The following is a 21,023-nucleotide window of genomic DNA, read 5'->3' as shown; positions in this document are numbered from 1 at the left end:
CAAGTCACATCGAGCGACCGGTTTCAGCGCTGGAATTGGCGGGAAACAAACAGGGTTTGCCGCGGTACGGAACCGGCGCACCCGGTTCCGGCGTCCTACGGGTTGCGGGACTCCGCTGTTCTCCCTGCTCTTCCCTCCCTCGGCGAGCCGGCGGCACTTCGAGCGTACGTCAACCCTCCGGTGCGGCCAGGCCCGGAAGGGTGACCTGGATCCGGCAGCCGCGAGGGGACTCGGCCACGCGTATCGAGCCACCGTGGAGATCCACCGCCCAGCGCGCGATCGCCAGTCCCAGGCCGGTGCCGCCGTCCGAGCCGCTTCCGCCGCCGCCGCGCTGCGAGGCGGCCTCCGCGCTCTTCGTGCGGTTGAAGCGTTCGAACACGCGGGCGCGTTCGGACGCGGGAATGCCCGGACCCTCGTCCAGCACCTCCACCTCGAGGCTCTCCGCGCTGCTGCCCGGGCGGGCCCGCACGGTCACGCGGCCGTGCGGCGGGCTGTGCTTGACGGCGTTGTCGATGAGGTTCGCGACGACCTGGTGCAGGCGCTCGGCGTCCGCGTAGGCCGTCAGTTCGGGCGGGGAGACGTCGAGATGGAGGTGGACGTCCGTGCGGGCGTGCCCCTGTCCCTTGCTCATGTTGGCCTCTTTGAGCACGCCCGCCAGATAGGGCCACACCTCGAAGCGCCGGGAGTGCAGCGGCACCACGCCGTTGTCCAGGCGCGAGAGGTCGAGCAGCGTGGCCACGAGCCTGCCCAGCCGGTCCGTCTGCTGCAAAGCCGTGCGCATCGTCTCCGGGTCGGCGTCGGAGACGCCGTCGACCACGTTCTCCAGTACGGCGCGCAGCGCGGCGATGGGGGTGCGCAGTTCGTGCGAGACATTCGCCACCAGCTCCTTGCGGTGCTGGTCGACTGCTTCCAGATCGGCCGCCATGCGGTTGAAGGTCTCCGCCAGCTCGCCGAACTCGTCGCGCCGGTCGCCCCGTACGCGGCGCGAGTAGTCGCCGTCGGCCATCGCCCTGGCCGCGTCCGTCATCTCGTCGAGCGGCGCGGTGAGCGACTGCGCGACGAACTGCGTGATCAGCAGCGAGGCGATGATCGAGATGATGGTGATCACCCGCAGCTCCGTCGCGGAGTTGACCGCGAAGAGTGCGAGCAGCGTGGTGATCACCACGGAGACGATCACGAGCGCCCCGAGCGCCGCCTTCACCGAGCGGTACGGGTCCAGCGGGCGCAGCCCCTCCCACAGCCTGTCGATCCAGCCCGTCCAGACCGGCTCCCAGCGCCGCCGGAGCCGCTTGTGCAGGCGCACCAGCGCACGCAGGACGAGCCCCAGGAACGTCCGGGCGGTGCGCAGCGCGGCCCGGGCGCGGGCCGCGCGCCCCGCGGCGGATCCACTGCGGGAGCCGCCGCGGGTGCTGCTGTGGGTGCTGTTGTGGGCAGAGGTCATCGAAGACGTATCAGGCACGTCCGTCACGCCGGTCCGCCACCCGTCAGGAACCGTCGAAGGCGGACGCGGGGGAGCTCCCCGCCGCCGTCGACGACGCGGGCGCCGGTGCGGAACCGTCGGCGGCGCCCGACGACGGGGTCTCCAGCGCGTAGCCCACGCCGTGGACCGTGCGGATGCGGTCTGCGCCGATCTTGCGGCGGAGCGCCTTGATGTGGCTGTCGACGGTGCGCGTGCCGGAGGCGTCCGCCCAGTCCCACACCTCGGCGAGCAGCTGCTCCCGTGAGAGGACGGCGCGCGGTGAGTGCGCGAGGCAGACGAGCAGGTCGAATTCGGTGGGCGTGAGGTGCACGTCCTCGCCGGTGACCCTGACGCGGCGCTGCGCGTGGTCGATCTCCAGCTCCCCGAGGCGGAGTATTCCGCTGCGCGGGGTGTGTGCGGCGAGGGTGGCCCGCTCGACCCGGCGCAGCAGTACGTGCACCCGGGCGGCGACCTCGCGCATGGAGAACGGCTTCGTCATGTAGTCGTCGGCGCCGACGCCGAGCCCGACGAGCATGTCCGTCTCGTCGTCGCGCGCCGTCAGCATCAGCACCGGCACCGGCCGCTGCGCCTGGACTCTGCGGCAGACCTCGAGTCCGTCGAAGCCCGGCAGCATGACGTCGAGCACGATCAGATCGGGCTGCCACGCCTCGGCCGTGTCCACCGCGGCCGGGCCGTCGCCGGCTGTCTGCACCTGGAAGCCCTCGGCCCTCAGGCGCATCGCTATCGCATCGACGATCGTCGGATCGTCCTCCACGACCAGGATTCGGCGCTGGGCGCCGGGGGTGGTCGCCGCGGAGGCGTTGCTGCTCTGTGCTGGTGTGATGTTCTTCTGGTCCATTCGACCCCGCCCCTGGATGGCCCCGTGGCTTGTTTGTATACGTGCTTGCAGAAGCGTAAAGGGCCTGAGTCGGCCTCGGCTATGCCGGTTTGATTGCGAAGTGAACCACGTCGGGGACACCTCGGACGACGGGGATCTCGTGTGTGCGAACCCCCCGGAATCCGGCATTGCGCAATGCTTCGTCGAATGTCGGGTCGGGCTGGGCGGACCACACGGCGAGCACCCCGCCGGGCGCCAGGCGGGCGCGGCAGGCGGCCAGTCCGGCGGGTGAGTAGAGGGACCCGTTGTCCTCGGTGACGGTCCAGCCGGGACCGTTGTCGATGTCCAGGCACAGGACGTCGAAGAACGCGTCGCCGGAGGCGCCGCCGTCCGCGCGCAGGTACTCCGCGAGGTCCGCGTGGACGATCTCCGTCCGCGGGTCGCGCAGCGCCTCGGCGGACAGCGGTGAGAGGGGCCCGCCCTCCCGGTGCCAGTCGATCACCGCCTCCTCGCGTTCCACGACGGTGATGCGGCCCCAGGCCGGCTCGGCCGCAGCCGCGGCGAGCGAGAACCCGACCCCGAGCCCGCCGACGAGCAGACGCGGACCCTCCCGAGGGCCTTGCCGGGAGGGCCCGGAGGCCGGTGTACGTCCGGGGGTTGCGCCGTTTTCCGGACTGTTCCGTCCGCGCAGCTCCTCCAGCGCCGCCTCCACGAGGAGCCGCTCCGAGCGTCCGTCGGAGGTGTCCATCAGGAACGTCCCGTTGGCGATGATCTGCAGCAGCTCACCGTGGCGCCGCAGTACGACCTCGCCGTGCGGGCCTTCGCGGCGGTCCAGTACGACGGGCGGTCCGGTTCGGGGTGCGAGGGGCGACGGGGGGCCGGCTTCCTGGTGCATCCCCCGATTCTGCCGTGTGCCGGGGAGCGGGCGGGCCGGTGCTCCCGGGGCCGCCGGCCCCGGGGAAGTCCGGAGCGGCTCGCGGGGTTGACCTGATGGGAGGGAGGGGCGGCGGACGCGCCGTGGCGGGTGCGGCGGACGCCCGTCGCGCCCTGGGTGTCCCGCTCCGCGATCGCTGCTGGCGAACAGGGGCTGCCGGGCGGAACATTCCACGGCCCCTGGGCATTGAGTGGACATTACTCAACTTGCCTGCCTAGGGAGAGATCATGGCACCGAAGTCCACAACGCTCACCCTGCCTGTGCTGCCCCTCGACGACGAGGTCGTGCTGCCGGGAATGGTGGTGCCCATGGACCTGTCCGACAGCGAGGTGCGGGCAGCGGTCGAGGCCGCGCAGGCGGCCGCCCCCGACGGGGAGAAGCCCCGTGTCCTGCTCGTGCCGCGGGTGGGCGGAAGCTACGCGGGTATCGGCGTGCTCGGCCGCGTCGAGCAGGTCGGCCGCCTCGCCGACGGCGACCCCGGTGCCCTGATCCGCGGCCGCACGCGCGTCCGCATCGGCGCCGGGACGACGGGCCCCGGGGCCGCACTGTGGGTCGAGGGCACCGTCGTCGAGGAGCCGGCGGCCCAGCCGGGCGGCGAGGACGCGGCCGCGTCCGACCTGATGACGGAGTACAAGGCGCTCGCCGCCGACTGGCTGCGCAAGCGCGGCGCCTGGCAGGTCGTGGACCGCCTCCAGCAGATCGACGACGTGGGGCAGCTCGCCGACAACGCCGGCTACTCGCCGTTCCTCACCACCGAGCAGAAGCTGACGCTGCTGGAGACCTCCGACCCCGTCGAGCGGCTGCGCTTCGCCGTCGCCTCGCTCCGCGACCACCTCGCGGAGCAGAACGTCGCCGAGTCCATCGCGAAGGACGTCCAGGAAGGCGTCGACAAGCAGCAGCGCGAGTTCCTGCTCCGCCGCCAGCTGGAGGCCGTGCGCAAGGAGCTGGCCGAGCTGAACGGCGACCCGGAGGACGAGGGCGAGGACTACCGCGCACGCGTCGAGGCCGCCGGCCTTCCCGAGCACGTGCACAAGGCGGCGCTGAAGGAGGTCGAGAAGCTGGAGCGCTCCTCCGACCAGTCGCCGGAGGGCAGCTGGATCCGCACCTGGCTCGACACCGTCCTGGAACTGCCGTGGAACGAGCGGACCGAGGACGCCTACGACGTGGCCGGGGCCCAGGCCGTACTCGACGCGGACCACGCGGGGCTGCAGGACGTCAAGGAGCGCATCACCGAGTACCTGGCGGTGCGCAAGCGCCGCGACGAGCGGGGCCTCGGGGTCGTCGGCGGACGGCGGGGCGGCGCGGTACTGGCGCTGGTCGGACCGCCCGGGGTCGGCAAGACCTCGCTCGGCGAATCCGTGGCCAGGGCAATGGGACGCAAGTTCGTCCGCGTCGCGCTCGGCGGCGTCCGCGACGAGGCGGAGATCCGCGGCCACCGCCGCACGTACGTCGGGGCGCTGCCCGGACGCGTCGTGCGTGCGGTGAAGGAAGCCGGATCGATGAACCCCGTGGTGCTGCTGGACGAGGTCGACAAGGTCGGCTCCGACTTCCGCGGAGACCCGGCCGCGGCGCTGCTCGAAGTGCTCGACCCGGCGCAGAACCACACGTTCCGCGACCACTACCTGGAGGTCGAACTCGACCTGTCCGACGTGGTCTTCCTCGCGACGGCCAACGTCCTCGAAGCCATTCCCGACGCGCTGCTGGACCGTATGGAAGTCGTGCAGCTCGACGGGTACACCGAGGACGAGAAGGTCACCATCGCCCGCGACCACCTGCTGCCCCGCCAGCTGGAGCGGACCGGCCTGGACGCCGGCGAGGTCCGGTTCGAGGACGGCGCGCTGCGCAAGCTGGCCGCCGAGTACACGCGCGAGGCGGGCGTCCGCAACCTGGAGCGGGCGGTCTCCCGGGTGCTGCGGAAGGTGGCGGCCCAGCACGAACTGGGCGAACGCGAACTGCCCGTCACCGTGGGCCCGGACGATCTGCGCGGCCTGATCGGCCGTCCGCACCACACCCCGGAGTCCGCGCAGGACCCCGCCGAGCGGCGCACGTCGGTGCCGGGTGTCGCGACGGGGCTCGCGGTGACGGGCGCGGGCGGCGACGTGCTCTTCGTCGAGGCGTCGCTCGCCGACCCCGAGACGGGCGGCTCCGGTCTGACCCTGACCGGGCAACTGGGCGACGTCATGAAGGAGTCCGCGCACATCGCGCTGTCGTACCTGCGCTCGCGGGGTGCGGAGCTGGAGCTGCCGGTCGCGGACCTGAAGGACCGGGGCATCCACCTGCACGTGCCGGCGGGCGCCGTGCCCAAGGACGGCCCGAGTGCCGGGGTCACCATGACCACCGCCCTGGCGTCGCTGCTCAGCGGCCGCCAGGTGCGCACGGACGTGGCCATGACGGGCGAGGTCTCGCTGACGGGGCGCGTGCTCCTCGTCGGAGGCGTCAAGCAGAAGCTGCTCGCCGCGCACCGCGCCGGGATCAGCACGGTGATCATCCCCAAGCGGAACGAGCCCGACCTCGACGACGTGCCCGAGGAGGTGCTGGAGGGGCTCGACGTCCGGCCTCTCTCCGACATCCGCCAGGTGCTCGACCTGGCGCTCGCGCCCGCAGGGCGCGGCTGCCTCGACGCGGAGGGGCGGGGGATCCCCGTGGCTGCCTGAGGCAGCCGCCCGCCGAGGGGCCTCCTGGCCCGGAACGGGCCTCCCGGCCCGGGACGCCGCGCCGGCACCGCAAGCCGGCGCGGCGTCGCCGTGTGCGCGGCCAGGGCCGGGCGGCCGATCGGCAGAACCGGACATGCGGGGGTTCCGCTTCTCGGATAGATCTCGGAGTGCCGGCCCGGCGGAGCTCCGGGGCGACGGCTGCCCGCAGGCTCCTCGGCGCGGCCGGCGAGCAGATGCCGTCCTCCCGGTCCCCACACGCAGAGGAAGCTGCCTAATGCGTCTGTCAAGCGGCAGCTGCCCCGTAACTCGCCTCGTAGGGGCGTCGGTTGCGGATGACGGCGTGCAGGACGTTGACTCGTCGTCGGGCCAGGGCGAGGACGGCCTGGTGATGACTCTTCCCCTCCCCGCGCTTGCGCCGGTAGAAGGCTTTGCTGGTGGCGTCGCAGGCGACTGCGACGAACGCGGATTGATAGAAGACTCGTTTGAGAGCTTTGTCGCCGGCGTGGGCGCGTTGCACGTAGCGGACCTTGCCGGACTGCTTGAGGACAGGAGCCAGGCCTGCGGCGGCGGCGAGCTGGTCGCCGGTGGGGAAGCGGTCGAGACCGCCGACGACGGCGAGGAACTCCGCGGTAAGAGTGGCCCCCATGCCGGGCAGGCTCCGGATGAGGGCCGCATCAGGGTGGCGGGCGAGAGCCTCGCAGATGCGCTTGTCGAGTGCCTTGAGCTTGTCCCTGGAAGCCAGCGCCTCGGCAGCGATATCCCGGACCAGTCCAGCGGTGACGGCCTCGCCGGGCACAACGACGTGCTGTGCTCGGGCGGCTGCGAGGGCGTGGTCGCCCAGTTCGATCAAGAAACTGTCCTTGACCCGGTTCAACCTGCGCAGATGCGCCAGCAGTCGGGCCCGTCCCGCAGTGCGGATCTCGCCAGGAGTGACGTACCTGGTGAGCAGATGCAGGCCGGTCTTGCCGGTCACATCAAGGTGCCGTTCCAGGGCGGGGTGGATGGAAGTCAGCAACTCCCGCAGCCGGTTGGCGCGGCGGGTCGCGTCCATGACGAGATCCGCGCGTCGGCTCACCAGCAGCCGCAGGTCCACATCCTCTTCCCGCATCGTGGTGACCTGCCTCAGGTCATCACGCATCCGCACTTGGCCAGCGATCACTTTGGCGTCCTTGGGATCACTCTTGCGCTCCCCGCCCCTGGTGCCCCGTCGGGCCCGGTTGACCGCCAGGCCCGGCACGTGCACCACGACCTTCCCGGCCTGAAGCAGCATGGCCTGAAGCAGGCCGGCGACTCCACCGAGGATATCGATCCCGACCACTGCCGAGCCGTGCTCACTCTCAGCGTCACGGATCTGGGCCATCAGTGCATCGATCGCTTCGGGATGGTTGTCCACCCGGCAGCTGACCAGCACCTTCCCGGACTCGGCGGTCTTTATCTCAGCCCAGTGGATCTCCTTGGCGACATCCACACCTACGGCCACAGACACGGAACAACTCCCTTCGACGACCGACCCGACGCGCAACCTCTCCCCGCCGTCCTTGCCCTACACAGCGATCGTCCGCAGTGCCTAATCAGCGGTCAGGAAGAAGCGGTGGGGCAGGGGGGCCAGCCTCCTGAGCCATCGAGGGCAGCCAGCATGAATCCCATCCCTGCCCCACCCGCGCCACTCAAGGGTCCCGCTCTCACCGGCCCCTCAAGCAACGGTCAGAAAGGTAGGGCCGCATGACTGACAAGCTCAGACGCGCAACCTTCACCGCCGCCACCGGCCTCGGCCTGTGCCTCACGCTGCTGCCTGCCGGACAAGCGCAGGCGCAGGCGCAGGCGCCGACGCGCGTCCCCTGCAACGACGTCGCCGCACTGAGGCAGGCCATCGACGCGGCCAACACCGGCGGCGGCAGCATCGTCCTCGCCCCCCGCTGCGTCTACGACCTCTCGAACGCCGACAACGCGGACGACGGCCTGCCGGAGATCACCGGCAAGGTGCGGATCTCCGGGGACGGCACGTACATCCAGCGCGGCACCAGCGCCCAGGCGCCGTTCCGCATCTTCCACGTGCGGCAGGGCGGCAGCCTCACCGTCGAGTCGGTCACCGTCCGCGGCGGCCAGACCACGGTGAACTCGGGCCACGGCGGAGGCTTCTTCAACGACCGCGGCAGCCTCACCCTCAAGCACGTGACGGTCAGCAACAACCAGGGCAGCGTCGGCGGCGGGATCTGGAACCAGCTCGGAAAGCTCGTCCTGGAGAACTCCACGGTCCGGGACAACAGAAGCGGTTTCGGTGGCGGGGTCGCCACCAACGGGACGATGAGGATGAGCGGCGGCGCCCTCCGGGACAACCTGGGCGGGGAGTGGGGAGGCGGCCTCGCCAACGCGGGCGACACCAAGCTCGACCGGGTGTCGGTCGAGGGCAACACCTCCGGCGACCACGGCGGCGGCATCATGACCCTGGCCATCAACACCGGGACCGGGCCGCTGCGCGCGGACTTCACCAAGATCAGGGGCAACATCGCGCAGACCGACGGCGGCGGCGTCCAGACCGGCGCGGACGAGCCGACGACCCTCTACCGCAGCAGCGTCAGCCACAACACGTCGAACGGCGCCCGCACCAGCGGCGGCGGCATCGCCAACCCGGGGACCGCCTTCGGCCTGTTCATCGGCACGAACTCCACCGTGAGGACGGAGAAGGGCGGGGCCGAGGCCAAGAAGCAGCCGACGCCCTTCGAGGTGAACCTCATCCGCAGCACGGTCTTCAAGAACCACCCCACCGACTGCGCGCCGCCCAGGAGCGTCCCGCGCTGCGAGGCGGCCGGTTCGGCGCCGGCGGAGAAGAAGCCGTCCGCTTCCTGACGGCACCGGCGTGGGGGCGAGCGGTGCGGGAGCTCCCGGTGGCGGTGGCGAAGCCGCCACCGGGCACCCCCTCCCGGCTGGGAGCGCCGCGCCGGAGGTGGGACTCCGGCGCGGCGCGGGTGCTGGGCTCCCGCCGCGGCGGGCGTCAGCCGTTGGCGAGCGCCTTCAGCCGGTCCATCGAACCGTTGAAGGAGTTGTGGTCGCCGACGATCGGCCCGGTCGAGGTGTACTGCCAGAAGGTGTGGAAGCCCCAGCCGTTCGGCAGAGCACCCGGCGCGGACGCGTACCGGGCGATCCACAGCGGATTCGTGTTGCCGAAGCCGCCGTTGTTGCCGGTGCAGGTCGTCCACCAGTCCGTGGTCGTGTAGATGACGGCGTCACGGCCGGTGCGCGACTTGTAGGTGTTCGTGAAGTCCTTGATCCAGTTGACCATCGCGGACTGGCTGAGCCCGTAGCAGGTCGCCCCGTACGGGTTGTACTCGATGTCGAGCACCCCGGGCAGCGTCTTGCCGTCCTTGCTCCAGCCGCCCCCGTGGTCGGCGAAGTAGTTGGCCTGGGCGGCGCCGCTGGAGTTGTTCGGCAGGGCGAAGTGGTAGGCGCCCCGGATCATGCCGATGTTGTACGAGCCGTTGTACTGCTGCGTGAAGTACGGGTTCCTGTAGGACGTGCCCTCGGTCGCCTTGACGTAGGCGAACTTCACGCCGCTTCCCCACAGGGACGACCAGTTGACGTTCCCCTGATGGCCGCTCACGTCGACGCCCTCGACGGTCGCGGCGAGCGACTCGGGCGGGGTGCCGTCCGTGGGATCGCCGCCCTCGTGCATGCGTACGCCGACGCCCATCGACGCCTCTCCGGGCTTGAGGGGCGTCCCGTCCTGGGGAGCCGCGTTCGCCGTGCCGGGCGAGGTGAGGACAAGTGCGAGTGCAGAGATGAACATTCCGGCCGCAGTGAGGATGCTGCGTCTGCGGCGGGCCGTGCCGGATCTGTAACCGGGCATCGCTGCCTCCGAAAACCGTGGGTGGGGGTGGGGCGACCTGCCACCTGGTGTGGGCATGTCAGGTTGACCGTACGCGCGTAGACGGGAGCGCGGAAGACGCACCGTTCGCCGCCGGTGGTCCAGACCTGCGAAATACTGCCGTAGCTGGGACGATCCCCGTCAGCGACGGGAACTTTCTGCACGGAAACCTGGGAGAGGGCGCATACGTGGACGAGTCCATGCGGAAGTACGCACCCGAAGTGCTCGACCTGGAGCGGGAACTGGCGGTCTTTCTGCGACGCGCCCGCGCCTTCTCGGGGGAGCTGTCGCGGGAGGTGCATCCCGAACTCGAGCCCGCCGCCTACGGACTCTTCGTGCGCCTGGAGGAGGCCGGGGCCCAGCGCGCCACGGAGCTCGCGGCGTTCTTCGGCGTCGGGAAGGCCACCGTCAGCCGTCAACTCCGCGCCCTGGAGGAGCTCGGGCTGATCGCACGCTCGCCCGACCCCGCCGACGGCCGCGCCTCCCTCGTCCACCTCACCGCGGACGGACGCGAACGCTTCGCGCAGGTGCGGGACGCGAGGCGCGCCGAGTACGTACGGAAGCTGGCCGCCTGGGATCCGGCGGAGGTCGCGGAGCTGGCCAGGCTGCTCCACCAGCTCAACGGCCTGGTGGACGCGGGAAGTCACGACTGACCCGCGGGGCGGCCCCGTCCCGGCTGCCGCCCCCGCTGCCTGCCCCTCCCGCCGCCTACGGGAAGACGGCGAGGACGGCCGACGCGTCGTCGTGCGCCTTGCCCCGGGGGTGCGCCGCCCCCAGCGGATCGTTCCGCTCGGCCTCCCTCACCTGCCGGACCAGCGCACCCGTGCCCTCCGCCCGGACGAACCGCAGGAGCCGCGCCCAGTCCCCGAGGCCGAAGACCTCGCTCCAGCGTGCGGCTCCGTCGGTCAGGGCGAGCAGCGCCGTCACTTCGGCCCGCGGTGCGCTGCCCGTGACGGCGAGCGAGGCCGCGGCCGGGTCGGCGGCCGCCGTGTAGAAGCCGTCCCCGCCGGGGGAGTTGCGCAGCGCCTCGACGGCGCGGACGTACTCCTCCCGGGCAGCGTCCCGTTCGGGGGACCCCTCGGGCAGCGCGCGCACCTTCTCGCGCAAGCCGGTGACGGGAGTCGGGAGTTGGCCGAGCCGCGGGTCCAGCAGCGCCTCGACGGTGCCGTCCGGGCGCTCCAGCAGCAGCGACGAGTCCGAGAGCACCAGGTGCTCGACCCGCTCCTCGTCCCAGCGGGCGGCGACCACCGTGGACTGCGGGGTTCGCTTGTGAGAAAGGTCACAAGTCGCACAATGTGCCGCGGCTGTGCGGGAGATGGCCGACTCCAGGCATTCGGCCAGCGTCAGATCCCGTCTGGCGGTGGAGAGTTCGAGCAGGGCACCCCCCAGCCTGGACGTGTACCAGGGGACGCCGTGCAGGCACCCCACGTCACCCTGAGGGGGCGTCACGCCGTCCAGCACGACCAGTGCGCCGCCCTCCCCGGACGAGGGCAGCGCCGCTGACGCGTAGTCCTCGTTGGGGCGCCGGGGGTCACCGGGCTCGCTGGTCATGTCGATGCGCATGGGCGTCAGTCTGCCGGAGCGTGCGCAGGGACGACGTTCCCGCGACGGCGGTGTCAAGGGGTCGGAACCCGCCGATACCGGCTGGTCACAGGGGTGAGCGGCGCGGAGTTGACCGGAATGAGTGGGTCCGAAAGTATGCGACCGGGCATCTTGCCAGGGCCCTCCCGGGATTTCCAACCGGTGCCCGGGACAGGGCCGTTGGCGTGTGCGGGCTGAGTTGTTCGCCGACTCCCGAGTGGGGTTCACTCCTTCGGGTGGCCCGGCAGGAGATCGCGGTCCGCCTCCCGATCCGTGCTGAATAGGGTCGGGCGGGGGCCGGGGGCCGGGGGCGCACGGGGGGCGAAGTCCACTCCTGCGACAAGAGGTTGGAATGCGCCACCCTGGCTTGCCAGGGGGAGGCCCCGACGAGATTGCGAGTACGGGTGCGGACGAAGCTACAGCGGAAACCGGCCGGACCAGGTGGGTCCCCGGCCCAGACCGCGAGCCCGGAGACGGCCTCCGGCTCCCGGCCTTCGGCCCCGGGGCGCCGCTCGCGGGTACGCAACCGGCTGCTGGCCGGCGTCGCACTGTGCTCCCTCGCCGTCATCGGAGCCGGGACGCCCGCGGTGCTCACCGGGACCGACAACCTCTCCGAGTCCCAGGAGCTGGTGGAGCGGGCCGAGCTCGGCAAGCGCTCCGTAGCCCTCGCGCACGCCCTCGCCGACGAACGCGACGGCATGGTCGAGTACGTCGCCGCGGGCCGCACCAGCCGGGACGGCGCGGGCGTCACCGAAGAGCAGCGCGCCCGCGTCGACCGCCAGGTCACCGAGATCAGGCGGAGCGCGCCGGCGAAGGTCAAGAGCGCCCTCGACAAGCTCTCGCGCATCCGCCAGGACGCTCAGGCCGGTCAGAGCGACGCGCGGGACATCTACGAGGCCTACTCCGGGACGATCGGCGCGCTCCAGAAGGTGAGCCTCGACGTCGTCCGCGCCCTGCCCTCCCGCGCCCAGGGCGATTCCGCGGGGCCGGGCGCCACCGGCGGCGCGCACGCCCTGCCGGACCTGGGCCGCGCCGTCGAGCAGGCGTCCGCCGTGCGCGGCCTGCTGCGCGCCGCCTTCGCGGGCGACGGGACGCAGCGGGCCCTGATGGCCGAGGCGCAGCGTGCGAACGTACGGGAGCAGGCCGCCCTGGAAGACTTCGGCGACGCCGCGGGCACGCAGGCGTCCGAGAGGTTCGCCAAGACCGTCACGGGCGCCGACGTCACGCTCGCCGAGCGGTACCTGGCCCGCCTCACCGACCAGCCGTACCTCGGCCCCCGCGACCGTGCGGTGAACGCCGAACGCGCCGACGCCGCGCTCTCCGCGCGCATCGACAGCATGCGTGGCGTCCATTCGTCTTTCGCCGCCGAGGAGCTGAGGCGGCTGGAGCAGCTCCGCGACGACGACGTGACGGCCCTTGAGCTGCGCATCGCTTTCGTCGCCGGCTGCCTGCTGCTCGCCGTCGGCATCAGCGTGCAGACGGCGCGCTCGATGGCCCGGCCGCTGTCCGTGCTCAAGCGGGGGTCGCGGCGGATCGCGACCGACCCGGTGGGGGAGAAGGCGGTCGCCTACCGCGGCAGGAACGACGAGTTCGCCGAGGTCGTCGAGGCGCTGAACCAGCTCCGGGACGCGGTCGTCGCCGGCCACGAACGCGCCGGCGAGGCGGAGGCGGACAACGCCTACCTCGTCCGCTCCAAGGACGCCCTCACGGCCGAACGCGACCGGCTGCGGGGCGAGTCGGCGACACTCAAGGAGGAGATCGACTCCCTGTCGGGGGCCGTGCACGGCACCTTCGTGAACCTGGCCCTGCGCACCCTCGGTCTCGTCGAGCGCCAACTCGGCGTCATCGAGGGGCTGGAGGACCAGGAGAGCGACCCGGGGCGCCTGAGCACCCTCTTCAAGCTCGACCATCTCGCGACCCGCATGCGCCGGTACAGCGAGAACCTGCTGCTGCTGGCCGGGGCCGAACACGTCACGCCGCACCATTCGGGCCCCGTCCCGCTGCTGGACGTGCTGCGGGCCGCGATCAGCGAGATAGAGCGCTACGAGCGGGTGGAGCTCGGCTCGCTGCCTCCGCACATCCAGGTCTCCGGCTTCGCGGCCGACGACGTGAGCCACCTCCTCGCCGAACTCCTCGACAACGCTGCCACGTTCTCCCCGCCGGAGGCCCAGGTGCAGCTCTCCGGCTGGCTGCTGGAGACCGGCGAGGTCATGCTCTCGGTCGAGGACGACGGCATCGGCGTGACCGGCAGGAAGCTCTCCGCTCTCAACGCCCGCCTGAGCACGCCCGACGACCAGCAGCCGCCGCCGCTGGAGGAGCCCGGTCGGCAGGCGCAGGGCGGCGGGCCCGAGGCGGGTCTCGGCATGGGGCTGTACGTCGTGGCACGTCTCGCGGCGAGGCACGGCCTCCGCGTGCAGCTGCGCGAACGCAAGAACGGCGGCATCGCGGCGATCGTGGCGGTGCCCGCCACGCTGCTCCCGTCCCGGCCGAGCCCCGTCGGCACGGCGTCCGGTGACGACAGGCGCGCCCAGGCCGGTACGTCGCCCTCGCTGCCGGGCTCCGTCGCCGAGGCCAACTCCAACGCGCTGCCCGTCCGCCGCGTCCCCGGCGCCGCCCGCGGCGACGCCCCCGGCGAGGCGGAGCACGGCCCGCCCGCGCGGGAGCCGTCCGGCGGTCCGCCCGGCGAAGCGGAGCCGCCGCGGGATCCGCTGGTCACCGCTGCCGAAGAGGCCGTCAGGAGCGCCGGTGAGACGCGGCAGCCCTCGGCACCGGCCCCCGGCCCGGCCGCACCCCCCGCCGGGGAAGCCGCTCCCAGGCCGCAGTCCGTGCCCGAACAGCACGGCCGGGCACCCGGCGACGGATTCGCCGGGGAGGCCTCGCGTCCCGGCCCGGAGCACGAGAGTCCGGAGCACGTGAGCCCGGAGCACGAGAGTCCGGAGCACGTGAGTCCGGAGCACGTGAGCCCGGAGCCCGGGCCCGCGCCGACTCCCCAGGGCGGTACGGAAGTTCAGCAGGACGCGGCACCCGGCGGCACCCCTGCCTCCGGTGCGGAACCCGCCGGGACCGAGGCGGAGGCCCCGCAGCCGAAGGTCACCGACAAGGGCCTGCCGAAGCGCACCCCACGTCAGGTGGCCGCCCAGACCGGCCCCGTGCAGCCGCGCAGCCAGAGCGCCAACGCGGACGAACTGCGCAGGCGCCTGGGCGGGTTCCAGCGGGGAGCTCAGCACGGACGCCGTGACGCGGCGGCTGAGACCGGCGCTGAAAGGGATGTGACTGATCAATCGGGGGCGCAGGCTGAGGGTGGCACCGCCGAGGAGGCTCGTACGTGAACGCGTCCACCACGCGCACGACCGGCAGCAGGCAGGCACGCAATCTGCGCTGGCTGCTGGACAACCTTGTCGACGAGGTGCCGGGCATCCTGTCCGTCGCCGTCGTCTCCTCGGACGGGCTGCTGCTGCTCTCGTCCGACCCCAAGCTGAACGAAGCGGCCGGAGAGGCCGCCGAGCGCGCCGCGGAGAGCGCGGCCGCGGAGCCCGGCCCCTCAGCGGACGGCGGCGAGGACCCCCCGGGCAGGGCGGCCCCGCCCGTCCGCAAGGAGAGCGGGCAGGGGGGCCCGAAGGGCTCCAGCGCCGACCTGGCCACCATCGTCTCGGGCCTCGGCTCGCTGACACTCGGCGCCTCGAAGCTGATGGACGGCGGGGAGATCCGCCAGACCATGATCGCCATGGAGGAGGGCTCGCTCTTCGTGATGTCGATCAGCGACGGTTCGCTGCTCGGTGTGCACGCCACACCGGACTGCGACATGAGCGTCATCGCCTACCACATGGCGCTGTTCGTCGGCCGTGCCGGCCACGTCCTCACCCCCGAACTCCGCAACGAACTGCGCACGTCGATGGAGCTGGACCAGTGACACCTGCTGCTTCCCCGCCCCCCTTGCCCGCCAGGCGCGGCGAGAACGGAAAATCCAAACGCGTACGTCCGTACACCCTCACAGGGGGCCGTACGCGCTTCGGCCATGTGCTGCTCGTCGAGACGATCGTCGCGGCCATCGAAGCGCCGGAGGAACGCCCGGAGCTGACCTCGGGCGGTCTGCGTGACCGGGTGATGCCGGAGATGCGGGCCATCGTCGAACTCTGCCGCCGCATGCGGTCGGTGGCGGAGATCGCCGCACTTCTGAAGATGCCGCTGGGCGTGGTGCGGGTGCTGCTCAGCGACCTCGCCGATCAAGGACGCGTGCGCGTACACGGCACCGGGCACGGCACGGACCGTCCCGACCGGGCGCTGCTGGAAAGGGTGCTGGGTGGACTTCGCAGGCTCTGAGCCGGTCGTGGAAGGAGCGAGGGAGGGGCAGAAGGCTCCGCGCGACTCTTCCGGGATACAGGACTGGCAGGAGGATCTCTCCCGTGCCCCCATATCGACCAAGATCGTGGTCGCGGGAGGCTTCGGCGTCGGCAAGACGACACTCGTGGGGTCGGTCTCGGAGATCGAGCCGCTGACGACCGAGGCGCTGATGACGCAGGCGAGCGAGGCGACGGACGATCTCGCCGCCACCCCGGAGAAGACCACCACGACGGTGGCGATGGACTTCGGGCGGATCACGCTGGAGGACGACCTGGTCCTCTACCTGTTCGGGACCCCGGGCCAGCAGCGCTTCTGGTTCATGTGGGACGACCTCGTGCGAGGCGCGATCGGCGCCGTCGTCATGGCCGACACACGCCGGCTGGAGGACTGCTTCCCGGCCCTGGACTACTTCGAGAGCTGCGGTGTCCCGTACGTGGTGGCGGTCAACCACTTCGAGGGGACCACCGCCTACGCCGCGGAGGACGTGCGAGAGGCTCTGTCGGTCCCGGCCCGGGTGCCCGTGGTGATCATGGACGCGCGGGAGCGGGCGACGGTCGTCAAGTCGCTGCTGGCGCTGGTCGGTCACGCCCTGGACGTCGCGCCCGTCTGAGTGGCGCGGGAACGCACGGACGCACGCACACACGCACGGAGAAGAGAGACGCCATGCGCAAGATACTCATCGTCGGAGCCGGCCAGGCAGGGCTCCAGATCGCTCTCGGGCTGCAGTCGCACGGCTATGAGGTCACCGTGATGTCGAACCGCACGGCGGAGGAGATACGCGGCGGCCGTGTCATGTCGACGCAGATGCAGTTCGACCACGCCCTCCAGCACGAGCGCGACATCCAGGCGAACTTCTGGGAGAGCCAGGCACCGAAGGTCGAGGGCCTGGGGGTCTCCGTGGCCGACCCGGAGTCCGTGCACGGGCCCGGCGAGACCCAGCGCGCCATCAACTGGCTGGGAATGCTGGACAATTACGCCCAGTCCGTCGACCAGCGCGTGAAGATGGCCGGCTGGATGGAGACGTTCGCCCAGCGCGGCGGGCAGCTCGTCATCCATGGGGCGGCCGTCTCCGACCTGGACTTCTTCGCCGGCAGGTACGACCTCGTCCTGGTCGCGGCCGGCAAGGGCGAACTGGTGTCGATGTTCGAGCGCGACGCGTCGCGCTCCCCGTACGACGCACCGCAGCGTGCCCTGGCTGTCAGCTACGTCAACGGCCTCGGGCAGCGCCCGGAGCACCCCGACACCGAAGCGGTGCGTTGCAACCTCGTTCCGGGCGTCGGCGAGCTGTTCGTGATGCCGTGCCTGACCACGTCCGGCCGCTGCGACATCCTGTTCTGGGAGGGCATCCCGGGCGGTCCGCTCGACGTCTTCCAGGGCATCAAGGACCCCGGTGAGCACCTCGCCAAGACCCTCGAACTGATGGAGGAGTTCACGCCCTGGGAGTACGCCCGGGCCACGAAGGTGGAGCTGACCGACGCCAACGGCACGCTCTCGGGCCGCTACGCCCCCACCGTGCGCAAGCCCGTCGGACGGCTGCCCAGCGGCGGCTCGGTGCTCGGCGTCGCCGACGTGGTCGTCGCCAACGACCCCATCACCGGCCAGGGCTCGAACTCGGCGTCCAAGTGCGCGGCCGCCTACACGGCGGCGATCCTCGAGCGGGGCGAGGAGCCTTTCGACGAGGCGTGGATGCAGCAGACCTTCGACCGCTTCTGGGCCTTCGTGCAGCACACCACCAAGTGGACCAACGCCATGCTGGCCCCGCCGCCCGAGCACATCCTCAACCTCATCGGCGCCGCCGGGGAGCTGCAGCCCGTGGCGGACCGCTTCGCCAACGGCTTCGCCGACCCGGCGGACTTCGAGGAGTACTTCTACGAGCCGGAGAAGACCGAGGCGTACCTGCGCAGCGTCACCGGGGGCTGACGGCCGCCGGTTCTCCCGTGCCGCGCGGCCGCCGGGCCGTGACCTACGGAAGGCGGCCGCCGCGAACCGGAAGCACTCCGGCGCGGCGGCCGCCGCCTCGTCCGTCCGGGCGGCCGGCCGCGGACGGAGGCGGACGGGGAAGGGGAACCCGCCCGCGGTTCGTGGGCGCGGCCGCTTCTCGCGGCCCGCGCGGCGCGAAGGCGCGCCGTCAGATGGACCGCAGCAGCTTCGACAGGCTGTACCCGCTCACCGGGCGCGCACCGGAGTCCGGCCGGACGGCGCCGAGGACGGGACGCATGCTGTGCACGGGTGCGAGCTTCACCTCGCTGCCGGGCCGGGGCGCGTGCACGACCTTGCCCCGGCCGACGTAGAGCGCGACGTGCCCGGCGTTCCTGTAGTAGACGACGAGGTCGCCGGGGCGCATCTTGTTCGTCGGGACGCGGTGGAGCTGCTTCCACTGGCCCTGGCTGGTGCGCGGGATGTTCCGACCCGCCTTGCGCCACGCCTTGGAGGTCAGGCCCGAGCAGTCGAATGCCTTCGGTCCCGCCGCTCCGTACCGGTAGGGCTTGCCGAGCTGCCGCAGCGCGAACTTCACCGCCTGCCGGCCCGCCGAGGACGGCATCCGGCGCTTCGTCGCGGCGGCGGGTGCGGCGGCCGCGGCGGGTGCGGCGGCCGCGGACATCACCGAGTACCGAGCGACGGTGTTCTGCGGCGTCTCCAGGTTGCGAAGCCGCGACAGCTCTCCGGGCGAGAGCGAGGCGAGCATGCCCTCGACGTCGTCCAGGCTGCGCCGCACCTCGTCCCGCTGCTTCCTCTGACGGTCGGTCAGCTTCTTCTGCTTCACCAGCGCCGCCCGGGCCCGTGCGGCCAGCTCCCGGTGGTGGTGCTCGCCGTCCACGAGCCGCCGCACGACTCGCGCTTGATGACTCGCGACACGGCCGACCACGTGCATGCCGTCCAGCACGTCGCGCGGGTCGCGGGTCAACAGGAGCTGTACGAGCGGGGGCAGCCCGACGTCGGCGCGCCGGTACTGCCGTCGGGCCAGCTCCCCCGCCTCCCGCCGGCTCTGCGCGAGCGCGGTGCGTACGGACGCCAGCGCGGTCTCGGCGTCCTCGGTCCGCTCACGCTGCCGGTCGAGCTTCGCGGCCGTCCGCCGGTAGGCGCCGGTGGCGGTCTCCGTCTTCGCGTACAAGACCTGCAGTTCCCGCAGGAGTTCGCTGACGGGCTTGCCGGAAGGGTCCGCGATGCTCGGCGTCGGCTGGAACGCGAGCGCCGCGACGGCCGCGGCAGCCAGCGTTCCGGCGCCGACGGCGCGCAGACGGGGTGGATGTGACACGGGCTCGCCTCCGATCTGACTCGATACCGGAGCGATCGTGCACGTCGGAGGGCGTTACCGGTGAGGTTGCGGGCGCCGGACGGGGGTCCGTCACCCGAAGGGTGCGGAGCCGTCGTCCGAGCGGCAGAGCCGCCGGCGGGCGGACAGGCAGGGGCACGCCGGGCGTGCGGGCGGAGCGGGGCGCCGCCGGGCGAGTTCCGTCACGCGGCGGTGGTCAGCGGCCGAAGAGGCGCCGCGACGTGAGGCGTCTCGCGGCCTCCGTCATCGCCTCGATCTCCAGCACGTAGGGCTCGGGAAGCCATTGCCCGGCGGGCTGTTCGGCGCTCTCCGAGAGGTCCAGCGCATGCGCCAGCACCTTCGGTGACGGGCGGGACTCGGGCGTCTTGTGCAGGCAGGCGAACAGCGCGGGGCAGAGCCCGTCCGGAACGCCCGTCAGATCCGGGTCCTCCCTGGCCATCGGGAGCATGTTCCCCGCGAAGGGCCGGTGGCCGCTGGAGGCGAAGACCAGGGTGGCGGCGAGGTCGAAGACGTCGTCGGCCTGTTCGTCGGAGCCGCTGCCGGACATGCGGCCCAGAGCCAGCCCGTAGTCGACGACGCGCGGAGTGTCCATGGTGAGCAGCACGTTGTGCGCGCCCAGGTCGCGGTGGGAGACCTGCACGGCGTGCAGCGCCGTCAACGCCCGCGCGAGCGCACCGCCGAGAGCGCGTACCGCGCCTTCGTGGAGCGGTCCGTAGAGGGCGACGAGGGCCTCCAGGGAGACGCCCGGCACGAAGGCCGCGGCTATCCAGGGCCGGTCGCTGTCCAGTTCGCATCCGGCAGCGTCGGCGACGTAGGCGCTGCGGACGCCCATCTCGACCGTCTGCATCTCCTGCCGCAGCCTCGCGCGCAGCGGACGGTCGCGCAGCAGCTCCCGCCGCAGCGTGCGTACGGCGACCAGTTGCTTGCGCGCACCGCGCCTCGGCGCACCGCGACCGAGGTACACGGTCCCCATGCGGCCGCTGCCCAGCACCCCGTGCAGCCGGTACGGGCCCAACTGCTGGGGGTCTGTGCTGCGCAGGCCGGTCATCCCTTGGATCACGCGTAGCAGACTAGGCGCACAGCGTGTTCAAGGGGATAGGCGGGACAGAAGCTGTGCAGTTCTTCGCAAACTTCACGTGGAGCCCGGAAATTGTCACCGAACGCACAGATGTTCCTTCTGTGGGGAGTGCCGGGCCCGTCCGCCTCCGGCTCTGATGCCCGCTCCCGACGCCGCCGCCCGCCCGTGCTCGGTGCGTTCAGGTGCGGCTCCAGGGCCACTTGAGCTTACCGCGCGGGCGTGCGCCGGGTTCGTGGACGTAGCGCCAGCCCCGCGGCAGCCGCAGCCGGGGCGTGTGGGCGGCGGGTTCGAGGCGGTACACGTGCACAGTCCCGCCGCCGGTTTCCTCGGAGGGGACGGGCACCTCGTACGTCTTCGGCGGCCGTCCGTTCGCGCCGACCAGGACGGGCAGCACGCGGCCGTCCATCGGCCCGCCGACGAAGATCGTCTCCTCGCTTCGCACAGTGCTCTCGCTTCTCAGTCGTCGCCGTCGCAGCAGGGGCGTGCCAGCGAACGCGCGCCGGGGCCCTCTTCGCCGAGCTTGTCGTAGGGGTTCGCCAGCGCGCAGTGGCTCAGCGAGAGGCAGCCGCAGCCGATGCACTCGGTGAGGTGGTCGCGCAGCTGCGTCATGAGCTTGATGCGCTGGTTGAGGTCCTCCCGCCAGCACTCGGAGACCCGCGCCCAGTCCTCCCGGGTGGGCGTGCGGTTGTCGGGGAGCAGGGCGAGTGCGGAGCGGATGGCGGCCAGGGGAATGCCCAGCCGCTGGGACGCGCGGATGAACGCGACGCGGCGGAGGGTGTCACGGCTGTAGCGGCGCTGGTTGCCGGAGGTGCGGCGGCTGTGGATCAGGCCCTCTCGCTCGTAGAAGCGCAGCGCGGACGTCGCCACGCCTGCCCGCTCGGCGAGTTCGCCGACGGTCGCCTCCTTGGCCTGCCAGGACAGATGGGTGGACATGGGACCAGCCTACGCGGGCTTCAAGTTCGCTTTAAGTCGACGGGGGCTCGTCCCGGCCGCCGGCCGGGA

Annotated in this window: 18 protein-coding genes; 8 read left to right on the top strand and 10 right to left on the bottom strand. The window is 72.0% G+C overall.

Translation table 11 applies throughout. From position 1 onward, the window contains the following. Window positions 1-169: 169 nt before the first annotated feature. From H181DRAFT_RS03345 to H181DRAFT_RS03335, 3 genes are all read right to left on the bottom strand, one after another. Window positions 170-1,441 carry a HAMP domain-containing sensor histidine kinase gene (locus H181DRAFT_RS03345; protein WP_045862683.1) on the bottom strand — a complete coding sequence of 424 codons (1,272 nt, stop codon included), beginning with the start codon at window positions 1,439-1,441 and terminating at the stop codon, window positions 170-172. A gap of 43 nt (window positions 1,442-1,484) precedes the next feature. Further along, window positions 1,485-2,318: a response regulator transcription factor gene (locus H181DRAFT_RS03340; RefSeq protein WP_045862682.1), complete on the bottom strand. Its 834-nt coding sequence runs from the start codon at window positions 2,316-2,318 to the stop codon at window positions 1,485-1,487. Window positions 2,319-2,397: 79 nt separating this feature from the next. Next, window positions 2,398-3,192 (bottom strand): spermidine synthase family protein, encoded by a 795-nt coding sequence (locus H181DRAFT_RS03335; protein WP_045862681.1) that lies wholly within the window; start codon window positions 3,190-3,192, stop codon window positions 2,398-2,400. 266 nt (window positions 3,193-3,458) lie between these two features. On the opposite strand from H181DRAFT_RS03335, the gene lon reads away from it, so the two are divergent. Continuing rightward, window positions 3,459-5,885, top strand: a complete 2,427-nt coding sequence (gene lon / locus H181DRAFT_RS03330; protein ID WP_045862680.1) for an endopeptidase La — start codon at window positions 3,459-3,461, stop codon at window positions 5,883-5,885. 283 nt (window positions 5,886-6,168) lie between these two features. On the opposite strand, the gene H181DRAFT_RS03325 is transcribed toward lon, so the two are convergent. Then, entirely contained in the window at window positions 6,169-7,371 is a 1,203-nt protein-coding gene (locus tag H181DRAFT_RS03325; RefSeq protein WP_045862679.1) for an IS110 family RNA-guided transposase, read from the bottom strand. A 236-nt stretch (window positions 7,372-7,607) separates the two neighbouring features. Here H181DRAFT_RS03325 and H181DRAFT_RS03320 point away from each other — a divergent pair, with 236 nt between their 5' ends. Beyond that, window positions 7,608-8,732: a hypothetical protein gene (locus H181DRAFT_RS03320; protein WP_045862678.1), complete on the top strand. Its 1,125-nt coding sequence runs from the start codon at window positions 7,608-7,610 to the stop codon at window positions 8,730-8,732. A 145-nt stretch (window positions 8,733-8,877) separates the two neighbouring features. Here H181DRAFT_RS03320 and H181DRAFT_RS03315 read toward each other — a convergent pair whose 3' ends face one another. After that, entirely contained in the window at window positions 8,878-9,729 is an 852-nt protein-coding gene (locus H181DRAFT_RS03315; protein ID WP_045862677.1) for a lysozyme, read from the bottom strand. A 218-nt stretch (window positions 9,730-9,947) separates the two neighbouring features. Here H181DRAFT_RS03315 and H181DRAFT_RS03310 point away from each other — a divergent pair, with 218 nt between their 5' ends. Then, window positions 9,948-10,400, top strand: coding sequence for a MarR family winged helix-turn-helix transcriptional regulator (locus tag H181DRAFT_RS03310; protein WP_045863032.1), 453 nt, complete (start codon window positions 9,948-9,950; stop codon window positions 10,398-10,400). A gap of 55 nt (window positions 10,401-10,455) precedes the next feature. Here the strand turns inward: H181DRAFT_RS03310 and H181DRAFT_RS03305 are convergent, their stop codons facing one another. Continuing rightward, entirely contained in the window at window positions 10,456-11,310 is an 855-nt protein-coding gene (locus H181DRAFT_RS03305) for a protein phosphatase 2C domain-containing protein (RefSeq protein WP_045863031.1), read from the bottom strand. Between the two features lie 422 nt (window positions 11,311-11,732). Between H181DRAFT_RS03305 and H181DRAFT_RS03300 the strand changes: the two genes are divergently transcribed. Genes H181DRAFT_RS03300 through H181DRAFT_RS03280 form a run of 5 tightly spaced genes read left to right on the top strand, consistent with a single transcriptional unit; the run spans window position 11,733 to window position 17,589 of the window. Continuing rightward, on the top strand, window positions 11,733-14,657 hold the full coding sequence (locus H181DRAFT_RS03300; protein WP_045862676.1) for a sensor histidine kinase: 2,925 nt from the start codon (window positions 11,733-11,735) through the stop codon (window positions 14,655-14,657). Then, window positions 14,654-15,238, top strand: a complete 585-nt coding sequence (locus tag H181DRAFT_RS03295; protein ID WP_045862675.1) for a roadblock/LC7 domain-containing protein — start codon at window positions 14,654-14,656, stop codon at window positions 15,236-15,238. Before H181DRAFT_RS03300 ends, H181DRAFT_RS03295 begins: the two co-directional genes overlap by 4 nt. Window positions 15,239-15,261: 23 nt before the next feature. Continuing rightward, window positions 15,262-15,648 (top strand): DUF742 domain-containing protein, encoded by a 387-nt coding sequence (locus H181DRAFT_RS03290; RefSeq protein WP_254666680.1) that lies wholly within the window; start codon window positions 15,262-15,264, stop codon window positions 15,646-15,648. A 7-nt stretch (window positions 15,649-15,655) separates the two neighbouring features. After that, window positions 15,656-16,279, top strand: a complete 624-nt coding sequence (locus H181DRAFT_RS03285) for a GTP-binding protein (protein ID WP_045863030.1) — start codon at window positions 15,656-15,658, stop codon at window positions 16,277-16,279. Window positions 16,280-16,332: 53 nt separating this feature from the next. Then, entirely contained in the window at window positions 16,333-17,589 is a 1,257-nt protein-coding gene (locus tag H181DRAFT_RS03280; protein ID WP_045862673.1) for a styrene monooxygenase/indole monooxygenase family protein, read from the top strand. A 208-nt stretch (window positions 17,590-17,797) separates the two neighbouring features. On the opposite strand, the gene H181DRAFT_RS03275 is transcribed toward H181DRAFT_RS03280, so the two are convergent. The 4 genes from H181DRAFT_RS03275 to soxR form a co-directional block, all read right to left on the bottom strand. Beyond that, window positions 17,798-18,925 carry a C40 family peptidase gene (locus H181DRAFT_RS03275; RefSeq protein ID WP_052708436.1) on the bottom strand — a complete coding sequence of 376 codons (1,128 nt, stop codon included), beginning with the start codon at window positions 18,923-18,925 and terminating at the stop codon, window positions 17,798-17,800. Between the two features lie 214 nt (window positions 18,926-19,139). Next, on the bottom strand, window positions 19,140-20,003 hold the full coding sequence (locus H181DRAFT_RS03270) for a protein kinase domain-containing protein (RefSeq protein ID WP_139131663.1): 864 nt from the start codon (window positions 20,001-20,003) through the stop codon (window positions 19,140-19,142). A gap of 196 nt (window positions 20,004-20,199) precedes the next feature. Next, window positions 20,200-20,463: a hypothetical protein gene (locus tag H181DRAFT_RS03265; protein WP_045862672.1), complete on the bottom strand. Its 264-nt coding sequence runs from the start codon at window positions 20,461-20,463 to the stop codon at window positions 20,200-20,202. Window positions 20,464-20,477: 14 nt separating this feature from the next. Next, the gene (soxR, locus tag H181DRAFT_RS03260) at window positions 20,478-20,954 is read right to left on the bottom strand and encodes a redox-sensitive transcriptional activator SoxR (protein WP_045862671.1); all 477 of its coding nucleotides are present in this window, start codon (window positions 20,952-20,954) and stop codon (window positions 20,478-20,480) included. Window positions 20,955-21,023 lie beyond the last annotated feature (69 nt).

The sequence above is a fragment of the Streptomyces sp. WMMB 714 genome (assembly GCF_900090125.1).
Taxonomy (GTDB): domain Bacteria; phylum Actinomycetota; class Actinomycetes; order Streptomycetales; family Streptomycetaceae; genus Streptomyces; species Streptomyces daqingensis.
This window is presented reverse-complemented; position numbering and strand designations above follow the sequence as displayed.

Excerpts from the sequence above, each read along its gene's own strand:
- H181DRAFT_RS03345 (WP_045862683.1), bottom strand. The coding sequence starts at position 1,441 with ATGACCTCTGCCCACAACAGCACCCACAGCAGCACCCGCGGCGGCTCC.
- H181DRAFT_RS03340 (WP_045862682.1), bottom strand. The coding sequence starts at position 2,318 with ATGGACCAGAAGAACATCACACCAGCACAGAGCAGCAACGCCTCCGCG.
- H181DRAFT_RS03335 (WP_045862681.1), bottom strand. The coding sequence starts at position 3,192 with ATGCACCAGGAAGCCGGCCCCCCGTCGCCCCTCGCACCCCGAACCGGA.
- lon (WP_045862680.1), top strand. The coding sequence starts at position 3,459 with ATGGCACCGAAGTCCACAACGCTCACCCTGCCTGTGCTGCCCCTCGAC.
- H181DRAFT_RS03320 (WP_045862678.1), top strand. The coding sequence starts at position 7,608 with ATGACTGACAAGCTCAGACGCGCAACCTTCACCGCCGCCACCGGCCTC.
- H181DRAFT_RS03315 (WP_045862677.1), bottom strand. The coding sequence starts at position 9,729 with ATGCCCGGTTACAGATCCGGCACGGCCCGCCGCAGACGCAGCATCCTC.
- H181DRAFT_RS03310 (WP_045863032.1), top strand. The coding sequence starts at position 9,948 with ATGCGGAAGTACGCACCCGAAGTGCTCGACCTGGAGCGGGAACTGGCG.
- H181DRAFT_RS03305 (WP_045863031.1), bottom strand. The coding sequence starts at position 11,310 with ATGCGCATCGACATGACCAGCGAGCCCGGTGACCCCCGGCGCCCCAAC.
- H181DRAFT_RS03280 (WP_045862673.1), top strand. The coding sequence starts at position 16,333 with ATGCGCAAGATACTCATCGTCGGAGCCGGCCAGGCAGGGCTCCAGATC.
- soxR (WP_045862671.1), bottom strand. The coding sequence starts at position 20,954 with ATGTCCACCCATCTGTCCTGGCAGGCCAAGGAGGCGACCGTCGGCGAA.